At 42.3% G+C, this 26,938-nt stretch carries 16 protein-coding genes; 3 read left to right on the top strand and 13 right to left on the bottom strand.

All coding sequences use genetic code 11. The features are described 5' to 3' along the window. Positions 1-265 precede the first annotated feature (265 nt). Positions 266-1,909, bottom strand: coding sequence for a chaperonin GroEL (gene groL / locus WMO13_RS10405; RefSeq protein ID WP_026878960.1), 1,644 nt, complete (start codon positions 1,907-1,909; stop codon positions 266-268). Between the two features lie 93 nt (positions 1,910-2,002). Beyond that, entirely contained in the window at positions 2,003-2,293 is a 291-nt protein-coding gene (locus WMO13_RS10400) for a co-chaperone GroES (RefSeq protein ID WP_026878961.1), read from the bottom strand. Positions 2,294-2,559: 266 nt separating this feature from the next. On the opposite strand from WMO13_RS10400, the gene WMO13_RS10395 reads away from it, so the two are divergent. Continuing rightward, entirely contained in the window at positions 2,560-3,918 is a 1,359-nt protein-coding gene (locus WMO13_RS10395) for an MATE family efflux transporter (RefSeq protein WP_026878962.1), read from the top strand. A gap of 178 nt (positions 3,919-4,096) precedes the next feature. Here WMO13_RS10395 and WMO13_RS10390 read toward each other — a convergent pair whose 3' ends face one another. Continuing rightward, positions 4,097-4,537, bottom strand: a complete 441-nt coding sequence (locus tag WMO13_RS10390; RefSeq protein WP_026878963.1) for a MerR family transcriptional regulator — start codon at positions 4,535-4,537, stop codon at positions 4,097-4,099. A 180-nt stretch (positions 4,538-4,717) separates the two neighbouring features. On the opposite strand from WMO13_RS10390, the gene WMO13_RS10385 reads away from it, so the two are divergent. Further along, on the top strand, positions 4,718-7,129 hold the full coding sequence (locus tag WMO13_RS10385; RefSeq protein ID WP_051396230.1) for a heavy metal translocating P-type ATPase: 2,412 nt from the start codon (positions 4,718-4,720) through the stop codon (positions 7,127-7,129). Between the two features lie 223 nt (positions 7,130-7,352). Here the strand turns inward: WMO13_RS10385 and WMO13_RS10380 are convergent, their stop codons facing one another. From WMO13_RS10380 to WMO13_RS10360, 5 genes are all read right to left on the bottom strand, one after another. After that, positions 7,353-7,751, bottom strand: a complete 399-nt coding sequence (locus WMO13_RS10380; protein ID WP_026878965.1) for a YgiW/YdeI family stress tolerance OB fold protein — start codon at positions 7,749-7,751, stop codon at positions 7,353-7,355. 62 nt (positions 7,752-7,813) lie between these two features. Beyond that, a complete protein-coding gene (locus WMO13_RS10375; RefSeq protein WP_051396231.1) occupies positions 7,814-8,311 on the bottom strand; it encodes a hypothetical protein in 498 nt (165 codons plus the stop codon). A 217-nt stretch (positions 8,312-8,528) separates the two neighbouring features. Continuing rightward, complete coding sequence (locus tag WMO13_RS10370) at positions 8,529-9,995, bottom strand: ATP-binding protein (RefSeq protein ID WP_026878966.1); 1,467 nt, start codon at positions 9,993-9,995, stop codon at positions 8,529-8,531. A 110-nt stretch (positions 9,996-10,105) separates the two neighbouring features. Continuing rightward, a complete protein-coding gene (locus WMO13_RS10365) occupies positions 10,106-10,759 on the bottom strand; it encodes a response regulator transcription factor (protein WP_026878967.1) in 654 nt (217 codons plus the stop codon). 166 nt (positions 10,760-10,925) lie between these two features. Continuing rightward, the gene (locus WMO13_RS10360) at positions 10,926-16,715 is read right to left on the bottom strand and encodes a YadA-like family protein (protein WP_342386856.1); all 5,790 of its coding nucleotides are present in this window, start codon (positions 16,713-16,715) and stop codon (positions 10,926-10,928) included. On the opposite strand from WMO13_RS10360, the gene WMO13_RS10355 reads away from it, so the two are divergent. Beyond that, the gene (locus WMO13_RS10355; protein ID WP_342386827.1) at positions 16,714-17,721 is read left to right on the top strand and encodes an IS30 family transposase; all 1,008 of its coding nucleotides are present in this window, start codon (positions 16,714-16,716) and stop codon (positions 17,719-17,721) included. The two genes, WMO13_RS10360 and WMO13_RS10355, sit on opposite strands and share 2 nt — an antisense overlap. An 8-nt stretch (positions 17,722-17,729) precedes the next feature. Here the strand turns inward: WMO13_RS10355 and WMO13_RS10350 are convergent, their stop codons facing one another. The 5 genes from WMO13_RS10350 to dnaN all read right to left on the bottom strand — a co-directional run bounded on the left by WMO13_RS10350 (position 17,730) and on the right by dnaN (position 26,677). Further along, complete coding sequence (locus WMO13_RS10350; RefSeq protein WP_026878920.1) at positions 17,730-20,693, bottom strand: ESPR-type extended signal peptide-containing protein; 2,964 nt, start codon at positions 20,691-20,693, stop codon at positions 17,730-17,732. 502 nt (positions 20,694-21,195) lie between these two features. Next, positions 21,196-21,627, bottom strand: coding sequence for a PACE efflux transporter (locus WMO13_RS10345; RefSeq protein ID WP_026878919.1), 432 nt, complete (start codon positions 21,625-21,627; stop codon positions 21,196-21,198). Between the two features lie 142 nt (positions 21,628-21,769). Beyond that, positions 21,770-24,163 carry a DNA topoisomerase (ATP-hydrolyzing) subunit B gene (gene gyrB, locus WMO13_RS10340; protein ID WP_026878918.1) on the bottom strand — a complete coding sequence of 798 codons (2,394 nt, stop codon included), beginning with the start codon at positions 24,161-24,163 and terminating at the stop codon, positions 21,770-21,772. Positions 24,164-24,417: 254 nt separating this feature from the next. After that, positions 24,418-25,509, bottom strand: a complete 1,092-nt coding sequence (gene recF / locus WMO13_RS10335; RefSeq protein WP_026878917.1) for a DNA replication/repair protein RecF — start codon at positions 25,507-25,509, stop codon at positions 24,418-24,420. A gap of 64 nt (positions 25,510-25,573) precedes the next feature. Further along, positions 25,574-26,677 (bottom strand): DNA polymerase III subunit beta, encoded by a 1,104-nt coding sequence (gene dnaN / locus WMO13_RS10330; RefSeq protein ID WP_026878916.1) that lies wholly within the window; start codon positions 26,675-26,677, stop codon positions 25,574-25,576. Positions 26,678-26,938 lie beyond the last annotated feature (261 nt).

Genomic DNA, 26,938 nt, shown 5'->3' with positions numbered 1-26,938 from the left:
AATAGGGCAAGATCGCCTTACTGCGGGCGCACGATAGGACTGGAATTGCAAGCATTCCCTCCCGCCGAGAATCAGATTCTATTAAGCACAACTTAGACAATCAACTTCATCACTGGAAAGAATAAAAAATAGATCACAAAAATAGATCACAAAAAAAAGAGCGCCGAATAATCGACGCTCTTCTCCGTTTATATTGCTTTTTATGTATGGACTTTTAGGTATGAGCTTTTACACTCCGACCACCATCATTCTGATTGAATAATGATTACATCATACCAGGCATACCGCCCATTCCACCCATGCCGCCCATATCAGGCATACCGCCTTCTTTCGCAGGAAGGTCAGCAATCATGCACTCAGTTGTAATGATAAGTGAAGCCACTGATGCTGCATTTTGGATCGCTGAACGAGTGACTTTAGTTGGATCTAAGATACCCATTTCAACCATATCCCCATATTCGCCTGTTGCTGCATTGTAACCAAAGGCATCTTCTTTTCCTTCTTTTACGGCATTCAACACAACATCCGCAGGTTCACCAGCATTTGCGACGATTTGGCGTAATGGCTCTTCCATTGCACGAAGGGCAACACGAATACCTGCATCTTGCTCTTCGTTATCGCCTTTAAGATCAGCAATACGGGTTAATGCACGGACTAATGCAACACCACCGCCAGGGACGATACCTTCTTCAACGGCTGCACGAGTTGCATGAAGCGCATCTTCAACACGCATTTTCTTCTCTTTCATCTCAACTTCAGTCGCCGCACCCACTTGGATCACTGCAACACCGCCTGCTAATTTCGCAACGCGCTCTTGCAGTTTCTCTTTGTCATACTCTGAAGTTGCTTCATTCATTTGTTGCTGAATTTGAGCAACACGCGCTTCGATCGCACTTTTATCGCCGTTACCATCTACGATTGTTGTAGTCTCTTTATCCACAACAACACGCTTTGCGATACCAAGATCATTAACAGTTGCTTTTTCAAGGCTCATGCCGATCTCTTCAGAGATTACCGTACCGCCTGTTAAGATTGCGATATCTTCAAGCATTGCTTTACGACGATCACCAAAACCAGGCGCTTTTACCGCAGCGACTTTCACGATACCACGCATATTGTTGATCACGAGAGTTGCAAGTGCTTCACCTTCAACATCTTCAGCGATGATCAGAAGTGGGCGACCTGCTTTTGCCACTTCTTCTAACACAGTGATCATCTCACGAATGTTACCGATTTTCTTATCGCAAAGAAGAATGAATGGGTCTTCTAATTCAGCCGCCATTGATTCTTGGTTGTTGATGAAATATGGAGAGAGGTAACCGCGGTCAAATTGCATACCTTCTACTGTTTCTAAAGAGTTCTCTAAACCTGAACCTTCTTCCACAGTGATTACGCCTTCTTTCCCTACTTTTCTCATCGCTTCTGCAATGATCTCACCAATCTCTTTATCAGAGTTTGCAGAGATAGTCCCTACTTGTGCGATCGATTTATCATCTGCACATGGTTTAGAGATATTACGAAGCTCTTCAACTGCTGCCGCAACCGCTTTATCGATACCACGTTTGATATCCATTGGGTTCATACCCGCAGCGACTGATTTCATACCTTCACGCACGATTGCTTGTGCTAAAACAGTTGCCGTTGTTGTACCATCACCTGCTGTATCTGCAGTTTTTGAAGATACTTCACGCACCATTTGTGCACCCATATTTTCGAACTTATCTTCAAGCTCGATTTCACGCGCAACAGAAACACCATCTTTAGTCACAACCGGTGCGCCAAAGCTTTTATCTAATACAACGTTACGGCCTTTAGGACCTAAAGTAACTTTTACTGCGTTTGCTAAAATATTAACACCCGCAACCATTCTTTTACGCGCATCTTCGCCAAAACGAACTTCTTTAGCCATATCTATTATTCCTTTTATCTTGAATGAATTCTGAAAATCTTAAAATCGTTTTTTGATTGATCGTTTTTGATTAATCGTTTAACTATGCTCTGATTATGCTTCTATCACAGCCATCACTTCATCTTCACGCATCACGAGTAATTTCTCACCAGCGACTTCTACTTCAGAACCAGAGAACTTACCGAATAGAACTTTATCGCCTACTTTGACATCTAAAGCTTTCACTTCACCATTGGTTAACACTTTGCCAGTTCCAACAGCAATCACTTCACCGCGTGAAGGTTTCTCTGCAGCGGTGCCTGGAAGCACGATACCGCCCGCTGTTTTAAGCTCTTCTTCTTCACGTTTGATAATCACTCTGTCATGTAAAGGACGTAATTTCATAGTTTGTTCCTCATTTAAAAGATCGTTAATCTAATATTTGCATTTATTATGTTACCCTGTCAGCGATATGCAGGGGTCCAACCTCCACTGATTACTATCTATTTATCTTATTGAAAATAGAGAATAATCAAGAGATTTTACTTACAATATCCAACTGACTGGGATCTTCTGTTACGCTCTTATTAATGGGGATCACTCGGCTAAATTCAAGGTGAAAATCCAAAAAAACTGATTAAATTTTATACAAGTAGAACAATCCTACCTCAATGACGACACTTCTAACACGTTTTAAAGATGCTTGGCAACAACGCTCTATCCATCAACAAGTATGGGCTTTGACGCTGCCGATGATTCTCTCAAATATCTCTGTCCCTTTAGTCGGGACGGTTGATACGATGATCGTTGGGCATCTTCATAACGCCGAAATGATGGCGAGCGTTGGCATTGCTAGTAGCCTTTATCTCTTCCTTGTCGCAATCTTTAATTTTCTGCGGATGGGAACTACAGGTTTTACCGCTCAAGCGGTTGGTCAAGAAAATGGCAATCATATTCGGCAGATTCTCCTACAAGGGCTCTTGCTTGCGCTCCTTTTTGCCGGGATTCTGCTTTTATTCGCTTCACCGATTACAACCCTCGCATTTCATTTAATGCAGCTATCTCCAGCATTACTCGATAATGCCTCCCAATTTTTAAATATTCGGCTGTTCGGCTTACCGGCGGCACTTCTCAATTTTGCGCTCATTGGTTGGTTTTTAGGAATGCAAAATGCTCGAGTGCCACTTTATATCTTATTAGCCACCAATATCAGTAATATTCTCTTCTCCCTGCTCTTTGTCCTTCATTTTGAGATGGGGATTACCGGCGTAGCAAAAGCAGCCGTATTAGCAGAATGGCTCGGTGTTATCACAGCCTTCTGTTTTCTTCCGAAAATGCTCAAATCCATTATGGGTCAATGGCGTATTGCCCCCTTACAATATTGGCACAATTGGCGACCGCTTATTTTTGTCAATCGGGATATATTTATCCGAAGTGTCATTCTACAATTTGCCTTTTTCTTAGTCACAATTCAGGGATCTCGATTAGGGGGCGATATCGTAGCTGCGAATATGATTATCCTCAATGGATTATTGCTGATCTCTTACCTACTCGATGGTTTTGCCCACGCTATCGAAGCTTTAACCGGTAAAGCCGTGGGCGAGCAGAATAATACGTTACTACAAAATGTGATGTTAGTCGCCGGCAGTTGGGCTTTTCTAGTAGCGCTACTCTTTTTGCTCTTCTTTGGCATTTTCGGGCATTACTTTATCGATCTTATTTCCGATATTTCGGCGGTGCGAGAAACCGCTTATCCGCTGATGCCTTATCTCACACTCTTACCCTTAATTAGCGTTTGGAGTTATCTACTAGATGGCCTCTTTATCGGCGCAACGAAGGCTCGAGAAATGCGAAATGGTATGCTGCTTGCTTTTATTCTTGCGCTGCCGATAGGGTATCTGCTTGCCACATTTGGTAATGACGGCTTATGGATAACATTCCTGCTCTTTATGGCACTAAGAGGGGTCATTATGGGTTATTTAACCTATCATCTCTCAAGACAGAATCGTTGGTTTGAGGGGATACAATAACGCTTATTTAAATGCCGGCGCATCAGCTGATCGAGGCAAGGAATCTGTTCTATCCGGCATCTTGCAAGTGTTGTTTAGTACGCTTTTAGGTTCTTTTAAAATCCCGTACTAGCGGCTTACAAACTATTTTTCTTAAACCAAATTTACTATATTTAATAGCACTATAAATAACCCCTTATTATGAGAGATGGGTCGGATTCTTCTGCATTTCAGGATTGAGCTGATGGATCTCATCAATAATGGAACAGTGATCGGCACTGTGATCCTGTTGGCAACGGGCTTGGATTTTACCGAGTTCTGTGCGAAGTAGCGTTAATTCCGAAATCCGCTGTTCAATATGATCAAGATGCTTCTGAATAATCTCATTAATCGGTAGACAATCCCCCGCTGCTTCTGTCGCTTCAATAATTTGCCGAATCTCCTCTAAACTCATATCAAAGGCTCGACAATTCCGAATCAGACGTAAACGCTGGAGATGGGCCGGGCGATAGATACGGTAATTATTCTCAGCTCGCTCTGGTTCAGCTAATAATCCCTCTTTTTCATAATAACGAATCGTCTCTACCGGCACTCGACTTAAAGTCGCAAGCTCACCGATTTTATAACTTTGTTGTTGCATATTTGCCCCCTCTTTCGCGCCTAATAAAACATCTCAAGCAATGGATTAATGAATCCTTCATAGAATACTTGACCCTGTAGTTACTATAGAGTGTTTAATAGTATGAAAGCAAACCTTATTCATCGATATTCCGCCATTTTTAAGGAATAGATAGAGATTCCATCACTACAAAGGATTCCTATGACAGAGCACATAAAAGAGAACAAAAAACATTGTGGCTGCACCGATCAAACGACTGAACAAGCGATCACAACACATGAGCATGAGCATGAGCATGAGCATGAGCATGAGCATAGCGATCATCATTATGATGAAGTCACGATGCAAAGCTGTTGTTCAAATACATCTGAAGAGAATGTCACACCTAGCACTGATATACCTGCAGGATACCGACAAGATATTCTCTATATTCAAGAGATGGATTGCCCGATGGAATCGAAATTGATCGAACGGGTTCTAGCCGATCATCCCGATGTGGCAGAACTTCGCTTTAATTACCTCAAACGCGAACTCTATCTTATCCACAAAGGAGATCTCGAAGCGATGATCGCAAAGATCAAGACGCTCAATATGACGCCACAACTCATCGAAGCAGGCAAACGAGATCATCTTGATGCGCCACGCGCCTTCTATGAACGTTATGAAACACCGCGATTAATCCTTGCCGGCGTATCGGCGCTAATTTCTGAAATCATTGAGTTAGCTGGCGGTAGCGCTTGGATTAGTGCCATTTTTGCACTGCTCACCATCGCCCTTGTGGGATTAACCACTTATAAAAAAGGTTGGATTGCGCTCAAAAATCGTACCCTCAATATTAATGCCTTAATGAGCGTTGCGGTGACCGGTGCTTTTCTCTTAGGGGTTTTCCCTGAGGCGGCAATGGTAATTTTCCTCTTTACGCTATCGGAATTAATTGAAGCCAAATCCCTTACCAAAGCACAAAATGCTGTGGAAAAGTTACTCAAACTTGCACCCGATGAAGCGAATGTCATAACCGAATCAGGGCTGCAAATCATGCAAGTAGATACTATTCCACAAGGGAGCTTACTCCGCATTGCCCCCGGTGAGCGCCTGCCTCTTGATGGTACCATCACTCGCGGTCATTCAAGTTTAGATGAATCGGCAATTACCGGCGAAAGTATGCCTGTGGATAAGTCTGTGGGTTCTCCTGTGTATGCCGGCAGTATTAATCTGCAAGGAGAGATCGATTATCGCACAAGCTCCACATCAGAAAACTCGACCCTTGCAAAGATTATTCAAACCATTGAAGCAGCACAAGTGAAGAAAGCGCCGGTACAACGATTTATCGATCGATTTGCCGCCATTTATACGCCGATTGTCTTTTTAATCGCCATCGCCATTGCGCTATTCTCGCCACTCTTCGGCGCCTCTTGGTTTGAGTCGATCTATAAAGCCTTAGTGGTATTAATCATTGCCTGCCCTTGTGCGCTTGTGATCTCAACGCCGGTCGCCATTGTCAGTGCCTTAACTCAGCTAGCACGACATGGTATTTTAGTAAAAGGCGGGGAGTTTATCGAAAAAGGAGCACACTTAACCCATCTTGCCTTTGATAAAACTGGTACTCTTACTATGGGAAAACCAGTACTCGATGAGATCTTCTATGTAGAATTACCCAATAATTCATTACCGAGTACCTCCTCAAATGCCGAAGAGATCGAGGATAAAACACTCATTACACAATTAGCGGTGAGTCTTGCCGCGCGTTCTGATCACCCGATCTCAAAAGCGATTGTCACCGGCAGTCAAACGGTGCAGAAAAATGAAAATACAGCGACTATGAACCTATCCCAAGTCGTTGAAATAGCGAAATTTACGGCGGTTGCCGGTCATGGAACGAAAGGCCAATGGCAAGGTCATCAGATTCTACTCGGTAATCGAGCTATGATGGTTGCTAATAATATTCAACTCACACCGGCAGAAGAGAAGCTACAAGCCATTGAATCTCTCGGCGCAAGCTTATCGCTCTTTGCCATCGATGGTCACATCCGCGCGATCTTTGCGGTGACAGATCCTGTGAAAGAGAATGCCGAAAGCGTGATTCAAACACTCCAATCGATGGGGATTACCCCGATTCTCCTCTCCGGCGATCATCAAGGGGCGGTCAATCAAGTCGCTGAAAAAATTGGCATTAATGAGGCGCATGGTGCGCTATTGCCAGAAGATAAGCTTGCCTGCTTGACCGCAGCCCAACAATCGACGTCTACGATATCGCGATTCTCTAAGAGAACGCCGGTGGTAGGCATGATCGGTGATGGGATTAATGATGCACCGGCCTTAGCACAAGCGGATATCGGCTTTGCAATGGGTGTCATTGGCAGCGATATCTCCATTGAGACCGCGAATGTGGCCATTATGGATGATGATCTTGCAAAATTACCCTATTTCTTGACTGTTTCACGCAAAACATTGCAACTTATTCAGCAAAATATCTTGATCGCATTAGGCATAAAAGCGATCTTCTTCCTCGCGATACTCTTTGGCTATGAGAGCATGTGGGCGGCTGTTTTTGCCGATGTAGGCGCAAGTCTCATTGTCATTGGTAATAGTTTACGGATTTTGAAAATGAAATAGACTGACTATTGAATTTGAATGATCTCACAATATAAAAAATCCTAAACTGCCTAATGACAGTTTAGGATTTTAATTTTGAGCGATTTGTGACAACCTATCCTCGTACAATCTGTAGTAGAAATTAAGTGGAGATTACCAATCTAAGATGACAATCTAAAATCAGATTTTAAGATATCCACTACTCACTTGTTTCAGGGTCGCTCTCATTACCAATCTGTCATGATTATGGCTTTAACATAATATGATCAACATCGATATCCGTTGGGCGATGACGATGATGATCAACTTCACCATAGATTAAAACGGTATCTTGAGGGGTTACTTGAATACCCTTCCAATCATCATTATCAATCTCAACAATCACTTCACCCGAAGCATCCTTAAAGCGGTATTTCTCTTTACCCACTTGCTCTACAATCTTCCCTTCTAATACTACTTTGCTATCATCACGAAGTGTAATCGCATCTTTCACTGAAATCACTTGTCCAGTAGTATTCACCGCAGGTGCATTTTTATCGATAAAACCGCCTGCTGATGATGGACCTGAAAATTGGGCAAATGCCACTGATGAACCCAAAGCACAAGTTGTGACTAATGTTGCTGCTAAAATCAATTTACGCATATCTTATTTCTCCTTGAAATAGTGGATTGAATTACTATACTACTTAAAAAATATCGGCCCAACTAAGCGGCAACCGGCTTAGGCGCTTCTGGTTTTGATGCATCATGTTTTGGAAGTGCACCTTTTGGTCCTTCGTGTTTACGACGCTCACCTTTGGGGGCTTCGTGTTTACGATGTTCGCCTTTTGACCCTTCGTGTTTACGACGCTCACCTTTTGGACCATCGTGTTTACGATGTTCGCCTTTGGGCCCTTCATGTTTACGATGCTCACCTCTTGGGCCATTAGCTCTAGGACCTTCACCTCTTGGGCCATCAGCTCTAGGGCCTTCACCTCTTGGGCCATTAGCTCTAGGACCTTCACCTCTTGAGCCATCAGCTCTAGACCCTTCAGGTTTTCTTGGATCTGGCTTTCCTAGCTCTCCTTTCGGTGCTTCAGGTTGCCCTTTTTCCATCTGATGCTCTGGTGCTACAGGCTTAGGTGCATCCGCAGGCGCTACAAATTGTGCTGAAGCGACTGCAGTGATTGACATTAAAGCGGCTGATAAAATTAACTTACGCATTCTCTAATTCTCCTTGTTGTAATTAGAAAGATCTGTTTCTATGATCCTATTAGAACAGGCTAACCTTAACGCTATCTTAAGTGAGAAAATAAATATTAATTTTTCAAATCAAATAGTTAATCCACCTTTTCATTTTATGAATCGATTGAAAATCGGGCAAGTTTACCCTTTCATAACAAAAAGATAGCGATAAGATAAGATAAATTTATTTGCCCTTTTACTCTTGTAATAATAACGGCAGATAAAGCGTCACTTCAAAACCATCTACGTCTGGCCGAGAACGCAAACGCAAGCTTCCTTGATGAAGTTCAACAATCTTCTTCACAATCGATAAACCTAAACCGCTTCCTGTCTCTTCTGTTCCTAATACTCGATAAAAGCGCTGTGTTAAACGGGAGAGCGCCTCAGCATCGACTCCGGCACCATTATCTAAAATGGTAATCGCTAAATAAGCCTTCGATTCCCGCAGTTCTTGCGACAAGGTTATGGTAATATCCGCACCTCTAGGCGCATATTTGACCGCATTCCCTATTACATTTTTGATGGCGACTAACAGTAGATCCTCATTCCCCATCACCGCCGGCGCTACATTCTCCGGAATTTGATCTATTTGCGTGAGCCGAATCGCTTTATCGGTCAGGGATTGCGTGAAAAGAGATTCCACATCCGTCAATAGCGGTAATATTGTGACCGGCTTCATCGGCAATTGCTCGCCACTCATTAATGTTAAAGGATCTAGTCTCGCTAAAATCAAGAGATGTTCAATCAGATGAGTTGCTCGGCGAATATCCTGTTGCAGCGGTTGTAGTGCGCCGGCAAGTTCTGGTTTTTCTCGTTGTAACAATTGTAATTTCATCTGAATCGCGCTTAACGGCGTGCGTAATTCATGGGATGCATCTGCCGTAAATTGCCGCTCATGTTGCCGAGCAATTTCAAGATCGGTTAATAACATATTAAGCGACTCTTCAATGGCAATAATCTCTTTCGCATGAGTACGAACTTCAATCGGTTTAAGGTTTTTCGGCGATAATCGCGAGAGTTGAGTAGAAATAGCCGTCAAGGGTTTCAGCCCCCAAAAGACTAAAACCCCGTTGAGTAAAATAGAGGTGATTAATGCAATTAACCCTGAAAAAACAAGCTCTTCCGTTAAATCATCAAGGAATTCATGGCGCATCTCAATGGCATGTCCTACCTGAATCTCATAAGGGGAGTGATGTTTCGGCAGTACAAAAACCCGCCAAGGATCGCCGGCAACCGAAATATTCGCAAAGCCTTTATACCCTTTAAACCGGCGCACAAAAGGAAAATTGGGCGCACGGCTACTTTTCGCAATCACGCGCCCCTCACTAATCACCTGGAAATAGAAACGATCATCTTCTAAATCGACCTTTCCTCGCACAGGCCGTTCCCGCACCGGCGGTGGTCCGCGATCTACTAATTGCGATAAAACCTGCGCTGAGCGTACTAGCGCTTCATCCAATACATCTTTTGTCTGATTCCAACTCACATAAGTGGTAATCGCGAGACTCATTCCCCAAAGCAGTAATGTTGAGAGCAAAATACTGGTAATTAATGTTCCTCGTAGAGAGTAACTTCTCCGGCACGAAAAAAACTGGGGAAAGCGAGATTTCCTCCCTGATTTACCCTCATGATCTACTGTTTCAAAGCCTTTTTTGCGCGCCATATTGCCTCAACTCGTTCACTCATTTCACTGAAACTCAATATTGAGATTCATCTGAAACCTTCATATTGAATCTGCATATTCGTATGGATATTGCCTATTGCAACTATTCATTATCCCACTAAGGTATAACCTAAACCGCGGCGTGTTCGAATAAAGCCATTGCCAAGCTTCTTACGTAAATGATGAATATGCACCTCAACGGCATTACTCTCCACCTCATTCCCCCACGCATAGAGCTTATCTTCTAAGGCCTCTCTAGTAAATGTGCGGGTAGGATACTGCATTAAAGTATGAAGCACAGCATACTCTTTAGCGGTCAATGTCACTGATTCGCCCGCTTTCTGCACCACTTTAGTCGCCGGATCGAGCGTGATATCTTCATGCACAAATACCGTTTCCACCTGCTGACTAATCCGCCGAGAGATTGCCCGAATCCGCGCCGACAGTTCCTCTAGATCAAAAGGCTTCACAAGATAATCATCAGCCCCTAAATCGAGTCCTTCGATACGATCGGCAATACTATCGCGTGCAGTAATCATAATAATCGGCAATGCTTTCTTTTGACTGCGAAAATTCTTTAAAATCATATCCCCCGACAACCCGGGCAAACCCCGATCAAGTAAGAGACAATCATAAGTATCAATCAATACATTCTTCGCATCATTGCCATTAGTCAACCAATCCACCACATAGCCATCCATCTGCAACCATTTCTGAATGGTATCTCCTAACGAACGATCATCTTCCACCAATAAAATTTTCATCTAAAATCTCCCCTCAGCATACGCGATATTGTAGTGTCTGTTTCTTAAGTTCTGCTTAATATCTCCTATCTTAATTCCGAAGAATGCAAAATAAAAAAGTGCCTAGGTTTACAACTGGATTACCTAGGCACTTATTCTATGTTTTAAAATTAATAATAGCTATCTATCACCATTCAAAAGCAATACCGACACCAACACCAATCTTATTCTGTGTGTCATATGACATTTGCAGTCTAAAACGTGATCGATCGGTCAACTTACCTTGAACCCCTAGAGACACTGCACTTTCATTGTCATAATAGCCAAGCCCCATACCGAATGAATATTTCGAGTATTCAATATACGGGATCGAACTCATTGCCATCGCACCGGCGATACCGGCACTTGCCATCTTACGATTTTGATGAACGGTTTTCTCAATATTGTTCATACGAGTATTGTAGTGATTTAAGGTGTAGTTGATATTATTGATATCCTCTTTCACAACATGCAACTGGCTACCGTTGATGGCATCGGTCGAAGTCGCACTAATTTCACCTGGTGCAACACCTGTGACTTTACGAGCGACACTGCCATTGGCAAAACTAATGGTATTTGTCTTACCCGCATCTCCACTATTATTAATACCAATTTGCGTTACATTACCCTCTTTATCCTTTTCAACTCTAAAGAGTTGGCCTTGATCCACAGCTTCAATCGCTTCCGCAATATTATTGTAAGAATTACCGTTCACTTGGAATTTATTATTCGGGTAGGATAGAGATCCATCTTCATTAAGAGTCAGCCCTCCCCCAATAATATTGGCCATGACATCATTAGTGTTATAAAGCTGGCTACCGTTAATAGCGTCGGAAGAGTCTTTGCTGATTGTACCGTCTTTTACACCGGTAAGTTTACGGTCATCTCCAGCACCATTATCCTTAGCTATATTTAGATCACCACCTTTAGCAATACCATCATCAATTACTACTTGCCCAGTTTGATCACCTTTACCAACTTGAATAATACCTGCCTTACCATCAGTAATATTACTTACATCACCGGTAACATTTTTAATATCACCTTCAATATTGGTTACTCTATCATCTAGATTTTTGATATCACCTGTATTTTTATCTACGCGATTATCCAAATTACCTAAAGCATCCCCAACATTATCATAAGTAACCCCTTGACCATTCTCATCTTTTAACGTGTAGGTAGGCCCTTGCCAAATATGGTTACCATCTTGATCTACGATAAACTCACCGTTAGCATCTGTTTGATATCCAGCGCCACCACCTAAATGATTACCCATATTAATATTTGAATCTACTAATTGAGAACCATTAATTGCGTCGGATGAATCTTGATGAATTTTACCATCTGTAACACCTGTAATCTTAGTTGTGATTTGATCACCATCAGCATCTACACCATTACTAACATTAAATGTATCACGCCCACCAACAAGACCCTGGTTAAAGATAATCTCATTCTTGTTATTAGGGTTAAGAATCACAAGACCGCTAGAACCATTCACAACGCCATTGATATTTTTGTTGAGATAATCAAACCCATCATAGACATTGGTAATAGTTCCTTCTTGTTTACCAAAAGCTTCTGAAAAATCCGGTGACTTCAATGTTCCATCAGGGTTCAGAATCCCCCCTCCATTTGTACCCATTAATCCATCAGAAATAACTTTATTCGTATTATAAAGTTGTGAACCATTCACAGCATCTTGGGAGTCTTCTGCAAGAGAACCATCTGCAACATTTTTGATAATTTTATCACCAGCATCAATGCCATCTACTGTGACATTTGGACCGTTGACAATTGTTAAACCATTATTATCAATAATCGTATTGCCTGTTTTTAATGAACCCTCTGCACCAAGATCGATATCTTTGGCTAGTTTAACCTCAATATCACCATCGCTATTAACATTAACACCAATATTATTGTCCGTTAACTCTGTTGCTCCTCCTAGGATATTAACCGTCTCACCTAATTTGAAGTTATGTTCCGATCCATCATCTCCAGCAAAGCTTAAACCTTTATCAGCAATAGCTTGAACTGAATCTAACTGGCCTTTGTTGACAGCATCTTTACCATTCACACCATCGGCAACGTCAGTAATAACCTTACCGCCGGCATCAATGCCATCTCCTTTAACACTTGGACCTGCTTTGCCATCAGCGCCAACAGTCGTTAGACCATCTTTACCTAAAGTTGCAGATTCACCTGTTTCTGCATCTTTAACAGTTACACCACTATTATCAACAACTGTATTTCCTGTTTTCACAGAACCATCAGCACCAAGATCGATATCTTTCGCAAGGTCAATTTGAATTGAGCCATTTTCATCTGCAGTGGTCACAATATTCTTCGCACTAGTTGCATTTGTTGCACCGCCTAAAATATCAAGACGCTGATTTAACTTACGTTTAACCGCAACATCTGCGTTATCGCCACCAAAAACTAAACCATCATTCAAGTTCGCCATTTGCTGGTCATTGCCATCTTTATCTTTGTAGACAATACGGATTTCACCATCTTCACCCGGCGTGCCATCTAAGCCCTGTTTTCCATTATTGATAAAGGAGATATTCGTGCTTGATGATGAACCATCTTCACCTTTCGGACCGGTTAAACCAATTGAACCATCGGCACCATTGATCACAACTGATGAACCATCTTTTCCGGTAACACCAATTTTTCCATCAACACCTTCTTCGCCATCAGCGTCAGCTTTACCAACTTGGATATCTTCTAAGCCCGTTAACTTATTGGCCATCTTCACAACAAGATTGCCATCTTCAACATCAACACGAAGATTTTCATCACTCGCGTCAACGCCTTCCCCTAAGCCACCTTTGATTGTCAACGTGTCGCCTAGTTTCTTATTGATCTGAGCTCCTTCAGTATTACCTGCAAAGTTCAAGCCTTGATCGATATTACCTTCAATAGTGTCTTTGACAGTATCTAACTGATCCTTATTGACAGCATCTTTACCATTCACACCATCGGCAACGTTAGTGATTGTTTTACCCCCGGCATCAATACCGCCAGTTGTAATACTTGGACCCGCTTTACCATCGGCACCAATAGTCGTTAAACCATCTTTACCTAACGTTGCAGATTCTCCGGTTGTAGCATCTTTAACAGTTACACCATCATTGTTCATAACGGTATTACCTGTTTTCACAGAACCATCAGCACCAAGATCGATATCTTTCGCAAGGTCAATTTGGATTGAGCCATTTTCATCTGCAGTGGTCACAATATTCTTCGCACTAGTTGCATTTGTTGCACCGCCAAGAATATCAAGACGCTCATTTAACTTACGTTTAACCGCAACATCTGCGTTATCACCACCAAAAACTAAACCATCATTCAAGTTCGCCATTTGCTGGTCATTGCCATCTTTATCTTTGTAGACAATACGGATTTCACCATCTTCACCCGGCGTGCCATCTAAGCCCTGTTTTCCATTATTGATAAAGGAGATATTCGTGCTTGATGATGAACCATCTTCACCTTTCGGACCGGTTAAACCAATTGAACCATCGGCACCATTGATCACAACTGATGAACCATCTTTTCCGGTAACACCAATTTTTCCATCAACACCTTCTTCGCCATCAGCGTCAGCTTTACCAACTTGGATATCTTCTAAGCCCGTTAACTTATTGGCCATCTTCACAACAAGATTGCCATCTTCAACATCAACACGAAGATTTTCATCACTCGCGTCAACGCCTTCCCCTAAGCCACCTTTGATTGTCAACGTGTCGCCTAGTTTCTTATTGATCTGAGCTCCTTCAGTATTACCTGCAAAGTTCAAGCCTTGATCGATATTACCTTCAATAGTGTCTTTGACAGTATCTAACTGATCCTTATTGACAGCATCTTTACCATTCACACCATCGGCAACGTTAGTGATTGTTTTACCCCCGGCATCAATACCGCCAGTTGTAATACTTGGACCCGCTTTACCATCGGCGCCAACAGTCGTTAGACCATCTTTACCTAAAGTTGCAGATTCACCTGTTTCTGCATCTTTAACAGTTACACCACTATTATCAACAACTGTATCACCTGTTTTCACAGAACCTGCATTGCCATCTTTATCTGCTAAATTAAGATCTTTAGATAATTGAACCGCAATATCACCATCTTCATTAATGTTGACACCAATATTACCCGCAGTTAAGCCTTCCTTATCTGCACCGCCAACAATCTTGACCGTATCACCTAACTGGAAGTTATTTTTATCACCCTCTTGATCCCCTTCAAAGAAGAGTCCCTTGTTCACTTTATCCGTAACGTTGGTAATGTTTTTCGTATTTTCATCAACACGGCCATCAAGGTTTCCTAAAGCATCACCAACATTGTTGTAAGTGATATTGTTACCATCTTCATCAACCTCACCGAAGTCATAAGTTGGTCCGGTCCAGATACCATCTTCATTAACCTTCGCACCACCACCAAGAGCATCGCCTAAGTTGTTAATATTCGTAGTATTTTGAGCGACGTTCTTATTTGTGGCGAATAATTGCGATCCATTAATCGCATCTTTTGATTCGGCAGAAATTAAGCCTTCACTAACGCCGGTTAATTTACGAGTAACTGTTTCACCCTTATCATTGACGCCATTTGCGAAGTTGAATTCTGTGGCACTACCAGCATTGGCATTATCAATAACAAGCTTAGTACCATCATCAGAAAGCTGAACAAGCCCTGCTTTACCTGATGTAATGCGTTGATTCAAGCTATCTAAACCATCGTAAACATTTGTGATAGGTGTATCTGATCCAACGGCATCTGCAAAATCAAGATTATTTAATGTACCATCGGCATTTAATGTTCCATGATTTCCCATTAACGCATCAGATAGGTTTTTATTACCAGCATAAAGCTGTGAACCATTAATCGCATCTGTTGAATCTTTTCCAATTTCACCTGCTGTAACACCTGTGATTTTACGAGTCACAGTTTTACCATCATCGCCTACCGTACTAATGTTAAAGGTATCGCGTTCGCCAACGAGGTCTTTATTAAAGACGATTTCATTCGGCGCATTGCCTAGGATTACTAGACCTGCTGTGCCATTTTTAAGATTATTGATATCACCTTCGTTGACCGTTACACGATCCCCTAAATTAGTAATATTCGTTGTATTGTTAGTAACTTTATTATCAACAGCATCTAACTGACCTTTGTTTACAGCATCATTAGTGCCTTCACCATCTGCAACATTCGTGATTTTTTTGTTACCAGCATCAATACCGCCAGTTGTAATGCTTGGGCCATCTTTAATGGTTAAGCCTGTATCACCTAATGTGACATTATCGCCCACTTTTACGCCATCATTATTTACAACCGTATTGCCGGCTTTCATAGAACCGTCTGCACCAAGATCGATATCTTTCGCAAGTTTTACGTTGAGCTTGCCATTTTCATCAACAACTACGCCGATATTGTTCGCTGTTAATGCATCCTTATTGGCACCACCGACTATAGACACTGTATCGCCTAACTGATGTTTTTTACTACCATCATCACCAGCAAACGTTAAACCTTCGTTGATTTTATTGGTGACATTGGTAATGTTCGTTGTATTTTCCGTGACACGATTACCAAGATTCGTGACATCACCTTGAATATTCGTGATATTTTCTTCATTTTTCGCAACGCGGTCATTGGTCGCTTTAAGTTGTGAACCATTGATTGCATCTGTTGAATTAGCATCAATTTCACCAGGCGCAACGCCGGTTAATTTACGAGCTGAACCGTCTGCATTCTTGATATTAAATGTCGCTTTATCTGCGCCATCGATTGTATTATCAACAACTAATTGACCATCTTTGACCTGAATAAGACCGGCTTTACCTGTTTTAAGGTTAGTGATATTACCTGGCGGAATCCAATTCCTAGCGCAACACTTACTTAAGGAGTAAAATGTTGCCATGAACTATTCAAGATTATCACTTAATGAACGGATCAATATTGAAGTTGGTATACAACTTAATAAAAGTATTCGAACCATTGCTAAAGAGCTAAACCGATCGCCTTCGACAATTTCCAGAGAGTTAAAAAGAGTTGAGGATAAAGATCACTATGCTGCAACAAAGGCACAGTACGCCTATTTACAAGCTAGAAAGAGATGCGCCCCTGATGAAAAACTAACGCCAGGAACGGTCTTATTTGGTTTTGTGGAACAGTGTTTACGTGCTAAATTATCTCCTGAACAAATATCCGGGGTACTTAAAAAGATGGCTAATTCTAGTTACTATGTTTGCCAAGAAACAATCTACAATGCCTTGTATGCTTTACCCGTTGGCCAATTAAAAAAAGAATTACTCCAATGTTTAAGGCAAGGACGTACCACACGAAAACCCCGAAAAGGAACTGTGGATAGAAGAGGGCAAATTCCTGATTTAGTAAGTATTCACTTACGTCCTCCAGAAGTTGAAGATCGTTTAACACCTGGACATTGGGAAGGTGATTTGATCAAAGGAAAAGGCAACGCTTCAGCTGTCGGCACATTAGTTGAGCGCACTAGTGGTTATGTTATGTTAATCAAAATGGAAGATGCAACCGCAACCTCTGCCGTTATAGGGTTTAGCGCAGCACTCAATCGAGTACCTTTAACATTTGCACGAACAATGACCTATGATCGAGGGAAAGAAATGGCTTATCATGCTCAGATCACGCAAAATACGGGAGTTGCTATCTACTTTTGTGATCCCCATAGCCCCTGGCAAAGAGGGAGTAATGAGAATATCAATGGTTTGATACGACAATACTTGCCCAAAGGGACAGATCTTTCTATTCATAGTCAGGAAGAGCTTGATGAAATAGCGCTATCACTCAATAGTCGACCTCGAAAACGCTTTAATTTTAGATCGCCTATCGAAGTTATTACAGAACTATTTCACAAGGAATATGAAGCTACTCAGATGACGAAACATTAACTGTTGCGTTAGAAATTGGAACTCAAGCCTTCATTTATCGTTACACGATCACCAAGATTTGTAATATCACCTTGGATATTGGTCACATCATTTTTAATGGTATTAACATCACCGGTTATCGTTGAGATATTACCTTCATTTATTGTTACGCGATCACCCAGATCATTAATACTCGAGGTGTTATCCGCCACTTTTTGATCAACTTCTTTCAACTGACTCACATTCACTGCATCAGCGTCTTCCGTTCCGGCTGTCACATTGGTGATTTTTTGATTACCCGCATTGATTCCAGATGTCGTCACGCTTGGGCCATTCTTAATTGTGAGCCCTGTTTCTGTTAATTCTGTGTTGCCAAATTTCACAGAACCATTTGTGCCAAGCGCAAGATCTTTGGAAAGTTTAATATTGAGCTTACCACCCTCAGCCACGACACCGATATTGCCATCAGTTAAATTCGCAAGCGTTGCACCACCAACAATCGATACAGTTTGTCCTAGTTTGAAATTTTGAGGCGTTCCGCTATCCCCCGCGAAAGTTAAACCTCCGTTGACTGTCGTTGTGAGATTATTGATATTTGTCGTATTGTTAGTAACAGCTCCATCAATGTTCTCTAAAGCATCACCTACATTATTAACTGTGGTTTTATTGCCATCTGCATTTGTAATCGTATAGCTTGGCCCTTTGATTGTGCCATTAGGATTTAAGGTCGCCCCACCACCTAAGGAATCAACAATAGATTTATTCGTTCCGTAGAGCTGAGAACCGTTGATCGCATCTTTCGAGGTCTGAGAGATCTCCCCTTCAGTGACCCATTTGATTTTGCGAGTATTAGATGCATTAGAACCGACGGCAACGACATTTGCTTCTGATGCAATACTGCCTGCGCCGAGCGCCACAGAATTCGCACCAGTGGCACTACTTGCATTACCGAGCGCCACTGATGTTGTTCCAGTTGCCTTACTGCTCGAACCTAATGCCATAGAATCAGCAGCAGAGACAAGGCTCTGGTTCCCCATCGCGATCGCACCTGCCACATTATTCACTTTTGCTGCTGTCCCTAGGGCAATTGAATTCTTTGAACCTTGCCCAACGGAATCCGCACCTGTTCCCATTACGATCGTATCAAAACCATACGCATAGGCTGTATTCCCGATCCCAATACTTCTCTCACCGGCATAAGCACCATCGCCGATAGCAACCGAGCTCTGCCCTGTTTGTTCAATATTATTCCCTATGGTCACTGAATTGTTGCCAAGAATTTTAGAGAGACCATTACCAATACCGACGGCGTTAGTCGCGCTTATATCAACGTTGTTACCCAATATTAATGATCCAGAAGACAATTGAGAAACGCTAGAGTTATTCCCAATAATCATTGCATTAGTAGGACCTAAAGTACCTCCGGTTTGCCCTCCTGCTTTATTATTAGGATCATCTAAGTCACCAAAAGTATTACCACGACCAAATACTAGCGAGCCGGTTCCTCGGATAATATTATCGTGACCGATACCAATAATTGCCGTATCATTAGAACCTTGCTCGTCATATCCAGATGCAAGTCGATTATTATTCCCAAAGAGGATTGAGGCATCTGTACGACTCATTGCATCGGCCGATACAATGCCACTATTCCCCTGTCCCATTAAGAGACCATTTTCAAATGTTACAGGCCCAACAAGCTGCTTACCATAAACAAAGGTGTTGGCACCTGAGACTGATGCCCCGCCTAATGCGTAGCTATTATCTGCTAAAGCTTGCGAACCTGTGCCGAGCGCAACACTATTCGCCCCTGTTGCACTTGCGCCATCGCCCAATGCAATTGCGGATGTAGCAGCAACATCCGCCTTGGCAGACTTACCAAGAGCAATTGAACCAGCGGCAAATGCATTCGCACCAGCTCCCTGCGCGATAGCTGATTCAGCAGTTGCAGCCGCACCGCTACCTTGAGCAATAGAATTTGCGCCAAATCCGATTGCATTGGTTCCTAGAGCAATAGCCGATTCACCAGCCGCATTTGCACTATTACCTACCACAATGGATGATGCACCAGATGCATTTGTGCTTACGCCTAGCACAACAGAATATTCACCTGTCGCAGTTGCATTTTCACCAACAGCTATAGCAGATCGAGATGTACTACTTGTTTTTGCACCAGGACCTATTGCAAGAGAATACGTACCTACTGCGCTAGACAGAGCCCCTAGCGAAACCGAGTTTGCGCCCTGCGCTTTTGCGCTATAACCAAATGCAGTCCCATTGTTTATTGTAGCACTTGCTTCCTCCCCAATTGCAACAGTTCCACCGCCTGTACTTATAGCTTGATATCCTATAGCTACACCCGTTCCTGCGCTCGAACCAGATTGCGCACCTGAGCCTAACGCAATACTATTTTTACCGATTGCAGTGGCACCAGTACCCTGTGCGATAGAGGATTCAGCATTCGCCTTTGCATCTTTACCAAAAGCAATAGAGTATATACCACTAGCACTTGATCCAGTCCCTATCGCAATAGCATCAGCACCAGTTGCCGTACCACCACCTTCTGTATATCGCAGCAAACTATCGCGATTCAACATCACTGATGGTACCTCTAATACCGGCTCATCAGCAGGTGCGATAATGCCTAAAGCGGCAAGCGCTAATTCATTTTGACGTAATTCGAGGGCTTTATCTTCAGCTTTCTGCTCGCCTGAAGAATCCTGTCCTTGATGAGTGTCGTGACTATTTTCTGTATCTGTAACATCTGCTGTATCTGCAACATCCGCTAATAGCGCTGGATTTTCAGCTTGCAAGATATCGTGCACCAAAAGCTCTTCCGCGAAGAGTGGTGACATTGAAACCGCTAATGAGAGTAGTGTTGTCATCGCAAGGCCAGATGCACCCACGGCGATTTTTTTCCGCGACGCAAACTCCGAAGCCACCACATAAGTTTTCTTCGCATAACTCCAAACAACACTATAAATTCTGTTCATTTTTTAAAGTCCCTTGAATTTGAGAGAGATTTTCTTGATCAAATAGTAACAGGCTTTTTGTAAAAAAATATTATTCTTGTTATAAATTGATAAACTCTCGGGACAAATTAGATAATCTATACTTAATATTTCATAAATAGTCGTTAATATCTAAGAGAACAACTGTTAACGCTTTAAATTTAGTGAATTTTTCAGGTTTTTCTTGTAGTCTTCTTGTAGCTAAACGTGATTAAATTTCATTATCATATTAATAAACAGCTGTTATTGCTCTTGATAATCTTTTGATAATACAAGTTATCGCTATAGCTGATAATATAAAAAACAAAATTATAATTATTATTTATAATCTTACAAAAACAAATATTGAAATAACTGAAAATAGCAGCTATTTCAGCAAATTATGGCGACAGTTAACAAAAGTAAAAAAATAGAATAACAACGCCAATTTTTGACAATAATCAAGATCAATAATCCCATTCACGGCTATATTATGCGCGCTTTTTTAACGTGATTGGATGAGATATCGGCGTAATTGATCATAGCACCAGTTGTAACTATATGTATAGAAAAGAAAAAATATTAAAAATCCAAGTTCTATCATAAAAGCTTCCCAAAGAGATACCTGAAGAAAAAAAGCGATCATCGGGATGGTGAAGAGGATTAATGAGCCCTCAAATCCCATTGCTTGTAAAATACGAATTTTCACAGGGCGCTGCCCATCCACAAAGGGGAAATAGCGATCAAAGATTGCATTAAACACAATATTTAACAAAAGTGCCGTCAGTGAAATCAGAACCGATAAGATTCCCATCGACGCTACCGGTTTATTCAGAATATAGACACCGATCAAAATTGTCAGCAAAATGGCTAATCCTTCAAAAAGCAATGCATGAAAGATCCGCTCTTTGATACTTCTCTGATTTAATGTTGCCATTGGCATCTCCTACTTCACCGATTTAAATAATTCTGCTTAAACAAAAGCTCTAGGAAATTGCTTACCTAGAGCTCTCAATGATGTGCATCTTGTGGTTATTAGATCAAATATACTTAATCTCTATCCGAATTAAATAGCTTCTTTAGATATCTAAATTCCCCACTAATTGGGCATTCTGTTCGATAAATTCTCGGCGGGGTTCGACTTCATCCCCCATCAGCATCGTAAAGACTTCATCGGCTTTCACGGCATCCTCTACCTTCACTTGCAGTAATCGGCGTGATTCAGGATCCATCGTTGTCTCCCACAATTGCTCGGCATTCATCTCACCTAAACCTTTGTAGCGTGACACTTGCTGCCCTTTCTTCGCTTCATTAATGAGCCAATCAAGCCCCTCTTTAAAGCCCTCAATCGCCAATGTGCGTTCACCTCGTTGGACAAATGCCCCGGGTTGAATCAAGCTATGAAGCTCTTCAGAGAGTGCCGCAATCTCTTGATATTCATTAGAGTGAATAAAACGCTCATCAATGAGATAGTGATCTTCTAATTTGTAACGCTCGCCGGTAATAGTAATCGTACCTGCCGATGTTTGCGCGGCGACACTATAGTTGACTGAACCTTCTGAGGTATCACTCTGTAATAATGCCTCTAACTGCTGCGCCCACGTTTGCCCCGCTTCACTATTGAGCATCTCCACCGTTAATGCCGGTAGATCTAATAGATAGTAGAGCACCGCTTCAGGTAGACGGTGACTAATACGGCTGATGATATGCTCAACTTTCATCAACTGCTTCGCTAAACGCTCCATCACTACCGATGAGAGCGCCGGCGCATCTTCACCGGGATGCATCGACCCATTTTCAAGAGCGGTATTGAGGAAGTAGAGCGCTAACTCATTATCATCCTTAATATAGGTCTCTTGCTTGCCTCGTTTTACTTTATAGAGCGGTGGCTGTGCAATATAGATATGCCCACGTTCCACAAGTTCGCGCATCTGCCGATAGAAGAATGTGAGTAACAGCGTGCGAATATGCGCTCCATCCACGTCGGCATCGGTCATAATCACGATACGATGATACCGCAATTTATCAGGATTAAATTCATCACGACCAATACCACAGCCTAACGCCGTGATGAGAGTGCCAATCTCTGCCGAGGCAATCATCCGATCAAAGCGGGCACGCTCAACATTCAGGATCTTTCCTTTAAGCGGTAAAATCGCTTGGAATTTGCGGCTACGGCCCTGCTTAGCAGAACCGCCTGCCGAGTCCCCTTCCACGATAAAGAGTTCCGATTGTGCAGGGTCTTTCTCTTGGCAATCCGCTAATTTACCGGGAAGTCCTGCGATATCAAGCGCGCTCTTCCGGCGAGTATTCTCCCGAGCTTTGCGTGCGGCTTCTCGTGCCATCGCCGCATCAATAATCTTAGAGGTAATCGCTTTGGCATCATCAGGATGCTCTAATAAAAACTGCTCAAGGCGTTCCGCTAATACCCCATCAACCACAGGACGCACTTCACTCGATACGAGTTTCTCTTTGGTTTGTGAAGAGAATTTAGGCCCCGGGATTTTAACCGAGATAATCGCGGTTAAACCTTCCCGCGCATCATCGCCGGATGTGGCCACTTTCAGTTTTTTTAATAAACCTTCATCTTGCATATAGCGATTAAGCGTCCGCGTCATCGCCGCTCTAAAGCCGGCTAAATGGGTACCGCCATCGCTTTGTGGGATATTATTGGTATAACAATAGACACTCTCTTGATAACCATCGGTCCATTGGAAAGCGATCTCTACATTGATATTATCTTTTTGACAATCACAATAGAAGATATGGGGATGAATCTCATTGCGATTTTTATTAATTAATTCCACATAGGCACGAATCCCACCTTCATATTCAAAGACTTCGCCTTTATCAGTACGTTCATCTTTAAAGGTAATACGAATCCCTGAATTTAAGAAAGCAAGTTCCCGAAGGCGCTTATAGAGGATATCGTACTCAAAAGTAGTATCAGTAAAGACTTCTTTGCTTGGTTTAAAATATACCGTCGTTCCATGCTGATCGGTCTCTCCAATTTCACGAAGCGGGTAATCAGGCTCTCCCCCGGTGTACTCCTGCTCATGAATCTTACCATGCTTATAAATCGTGAGTTTGAGCTTTTCTGAAAGCGCATTTACCACCGAAACCCCAACACCATGTAGGCCTCCAGAAATGGCATTATCTTCAAACTTACCGCCGGCATGCAGAACCGTCATCACGACCTGCGCAGAAGAAACCCCCTCTTCAGGATGAATCTCTACCGGAATCCCGCGTCCATTATCGGTCACGGTAATTGAGTTATCCATGTGAATGGTCACACTGATATCATCACAATGACCTGCTAAAGCTTCATCTATGGCATTATCGACCACCTCAAAAACCATATGATGCAGACCGGTTCCATCATCCGTGTCTCCAATATACATTCCGGGGCGTTTCCGAACCGCGTCAAGCCCACGTAGGACTTTGATACTTGGAGATTGACTCTCAGTTGTCATTCACAATACCTCTTGTTTAATTCTGATTCATTTTGATTCTGATTAATTCTATTAATAGACACACATTGCACGAGCCGGGATTCAACCGGTTTTCTTCAATTTACCTTCAGACAATTTACCTTCAGAATATTCTAAAGAAGCATTTAAAATCGGAAAGTTTGAAGAAAATGTCGCGTAATAACCGACAATCTCTTCAAGTTGATCATCAATTGATCAGAAATTGATCAACAATGTGGTCATAAATTAGCTTGTCATTATACCATTTTTTGTGCAAGACCGTCATTAAGTTGGTAAGTCATCATCCCCTTTTGTACCGTTAAATCAGAGAGCTCCGGAAACTCAGATGCTTCAAGGCAAGTCACGAAGAGTTGTGACTTGTGCGCAAGGAGTTCCTCTAACAGAATTAACCGCCGTTTTTGATCTAACTCCGCTGTTAAATCATCCATTAAGAGAATCGTCGAAGATTGGCTAATCTCTTGATGCATCTTCACTTGAGCGAGCATCAATGCAATCGTTGCCAACTTCACCTGTCCACGGGAGAGATGATAATGCGCCATACGCCCATCACATTTAAGGGTAAAATCCCCTCGATGCGGACCTATACGGGTAAAGGTCATCTGCCGATCCCGATCTCGCAATTCAGCTAATTCTTGCTGTAACATCCCTTCAGTAAAGCCCGATTGATACTGAAACTGCCACTCAATCTCACTACTCACTAACCGCGATAATAACGCTGTAGCAAGCGGTGCGATCTCCTCGATAAATTGCCGGCGATATTGATTCAACGCTTCACCCGCCTCACTCATCTCCAATTCAATACTCTCTAAAACCGCATTGGGATAACCGCCCTTTAAACCGGCATTACGCTGGGAGAGAGCTCGATCATACCGCTGCCATACACGATGATACGCTTCATAATTTTGAAACAACCCCCAATCGATAAATTGCCGGCGAGATTTAGGCTCTTCCATTAGGTCAGTACCGGTATCAGGCCCTAAAAAGAGCATCGGTAATAATTTCGCAAGATGAGAACGCTTTTGAATCGTCTCACCATCTTGCCGCACCAATACGCCGCCTTTAGTACGCTCAATGCCAAGGTAAGAATCAATACCTTGCGGCGATATTAACCCTGCCATGACACGAAAATAATCCGTATCCTCACGAATCACCTGATTAATTCGGGATGTCCGAAAAGATCGGAGCTGAGAAAGAAAATAGATGGCTTCGAGCAGGGAGCTTTTGCCAGAGGCATTTTTACCGACAATCAGATTAAAATGCGAGTCAAACGAGAGCGTCTGACTCGCTAAATGGCGAAACTGTTCAACTTGTAATGTTTGAATAATCACAGGTTAACGATCTGTAGGAATGTGCACATTATTAATCATGATGAATCAAGCATCATGCCGGTGCTTAGAGGCGCATTGGCATAACGACATAGCGCACATTGTCATTATCAGAATTTTGAATTAAGCAACTTGAATTAGGTGCCGTAAAACTTAAACGTACCATATCATCATCTAACGCTTTAAGCGCATCGATGAGATAGCTCACATTAAACGCAGTGGCAAAGCCTTCCCCTTGGTAATTAACCTCTACCTCTTCTTCCGCTTGTTCTTGTTCAGGGTTATTCACCTGTAACTTGAGTAGATAATCGGAGATTGTAAAACGGATCCCCTTAAATTTATCTTGTGATAGGACTGAAGCGCGCACTAAACCATCGATTAAACCTTGACGATCTGCCACGATAATCTTATCCCCTAAAGGCGGAACAACACGGCGATAATCAGGGAACTTCCCATCAATGAGTTTAGTGGTGAAGACAATACTGCCAAGCTCTACCCGTAGATGATTGGTACTTAACTCTAAATGGAGCGGCGCTGATTCATTTTCAATGAGCTTTAAGAGCTCCTCTACTCCTTTACGTGGAATAATAAGCTGTTGCTGTAATTCTGAAGATTCAGGCAATTGATAGTAAGAGACAGATAAACGATGACCATCGGTGGCAACCGCATTAAGCTCGACACCACTCACATCAAGTAGTAAACCATTTAAGAAGTAACGGACATCGGAAACCGCCATCGAAAAGGCTACTTGTTCGATGAGCTTACGCAGCGCATTTTTAGGAAGCGTTAATGTCTTATCAAATTCTAAATGATCAGAAACAGGATATTCATCGATCGGCAAACAGCTCAGAGTAAAACGCGAACGGCCGGCGGTGATAGTCGCCCGAGAATCACTCCCTACTTCGATCTGAACCTCGATTCCACTCGGCAAAGCCTTAAGAATATCAAAGAGCTTACGCGCCGGGAATGTCGTTGCCCCTTGTTCTAGAGGAATATGAGGGAATGCACAAGTTAATTCGATCTCAAGATCGGTGGTTGTCAAGGTGATCTCATCTTCACTGACCACACATTTCACATTTGCTAAAATCGGGAGTGTTTGTGTTCTATCAATCACACCGATGATCGCCTGTAGTGGCTTCATCAACTGTTCTCTTTGAATAACTAACTTCATATGTCCTCTTCTAGAATCTTATGTTAGTACAGTGAATTAAGATCGCATCTGCCGATCAATCATGTTCAATTGAGGCGTCTATCGATCAGATCAAATAAATAGTCTGATAGTTTAATACTAATAGTTCGATACTATTGTCAATCTATCTTATTGCTTAAACGATAAATTATAACACGATATTTTCCCACATGCTATCGCTATTGCATTTGTGAAAAGCGCGTAAAAATGGGATATTTGAGCGGTTTTAAACCTTATTTCAAA

The sequence above is a fragment of the Ignatzschineria larvae DSM 13226 genome (assembly GCF_038500265.1).
Taxonomy (GTDB): Bacteria; Pseudomonadota; Gammaproteobacteria; order Cardiobacteriales; family Wohlfahrtiimonadaceae; genus Ignatzschineria; species Ignatzschineria larvae.
Note: the sequence above shows the minus strand (reverse complement) of the source record. Positions and strands in the feature narration are given on the sequence as shown.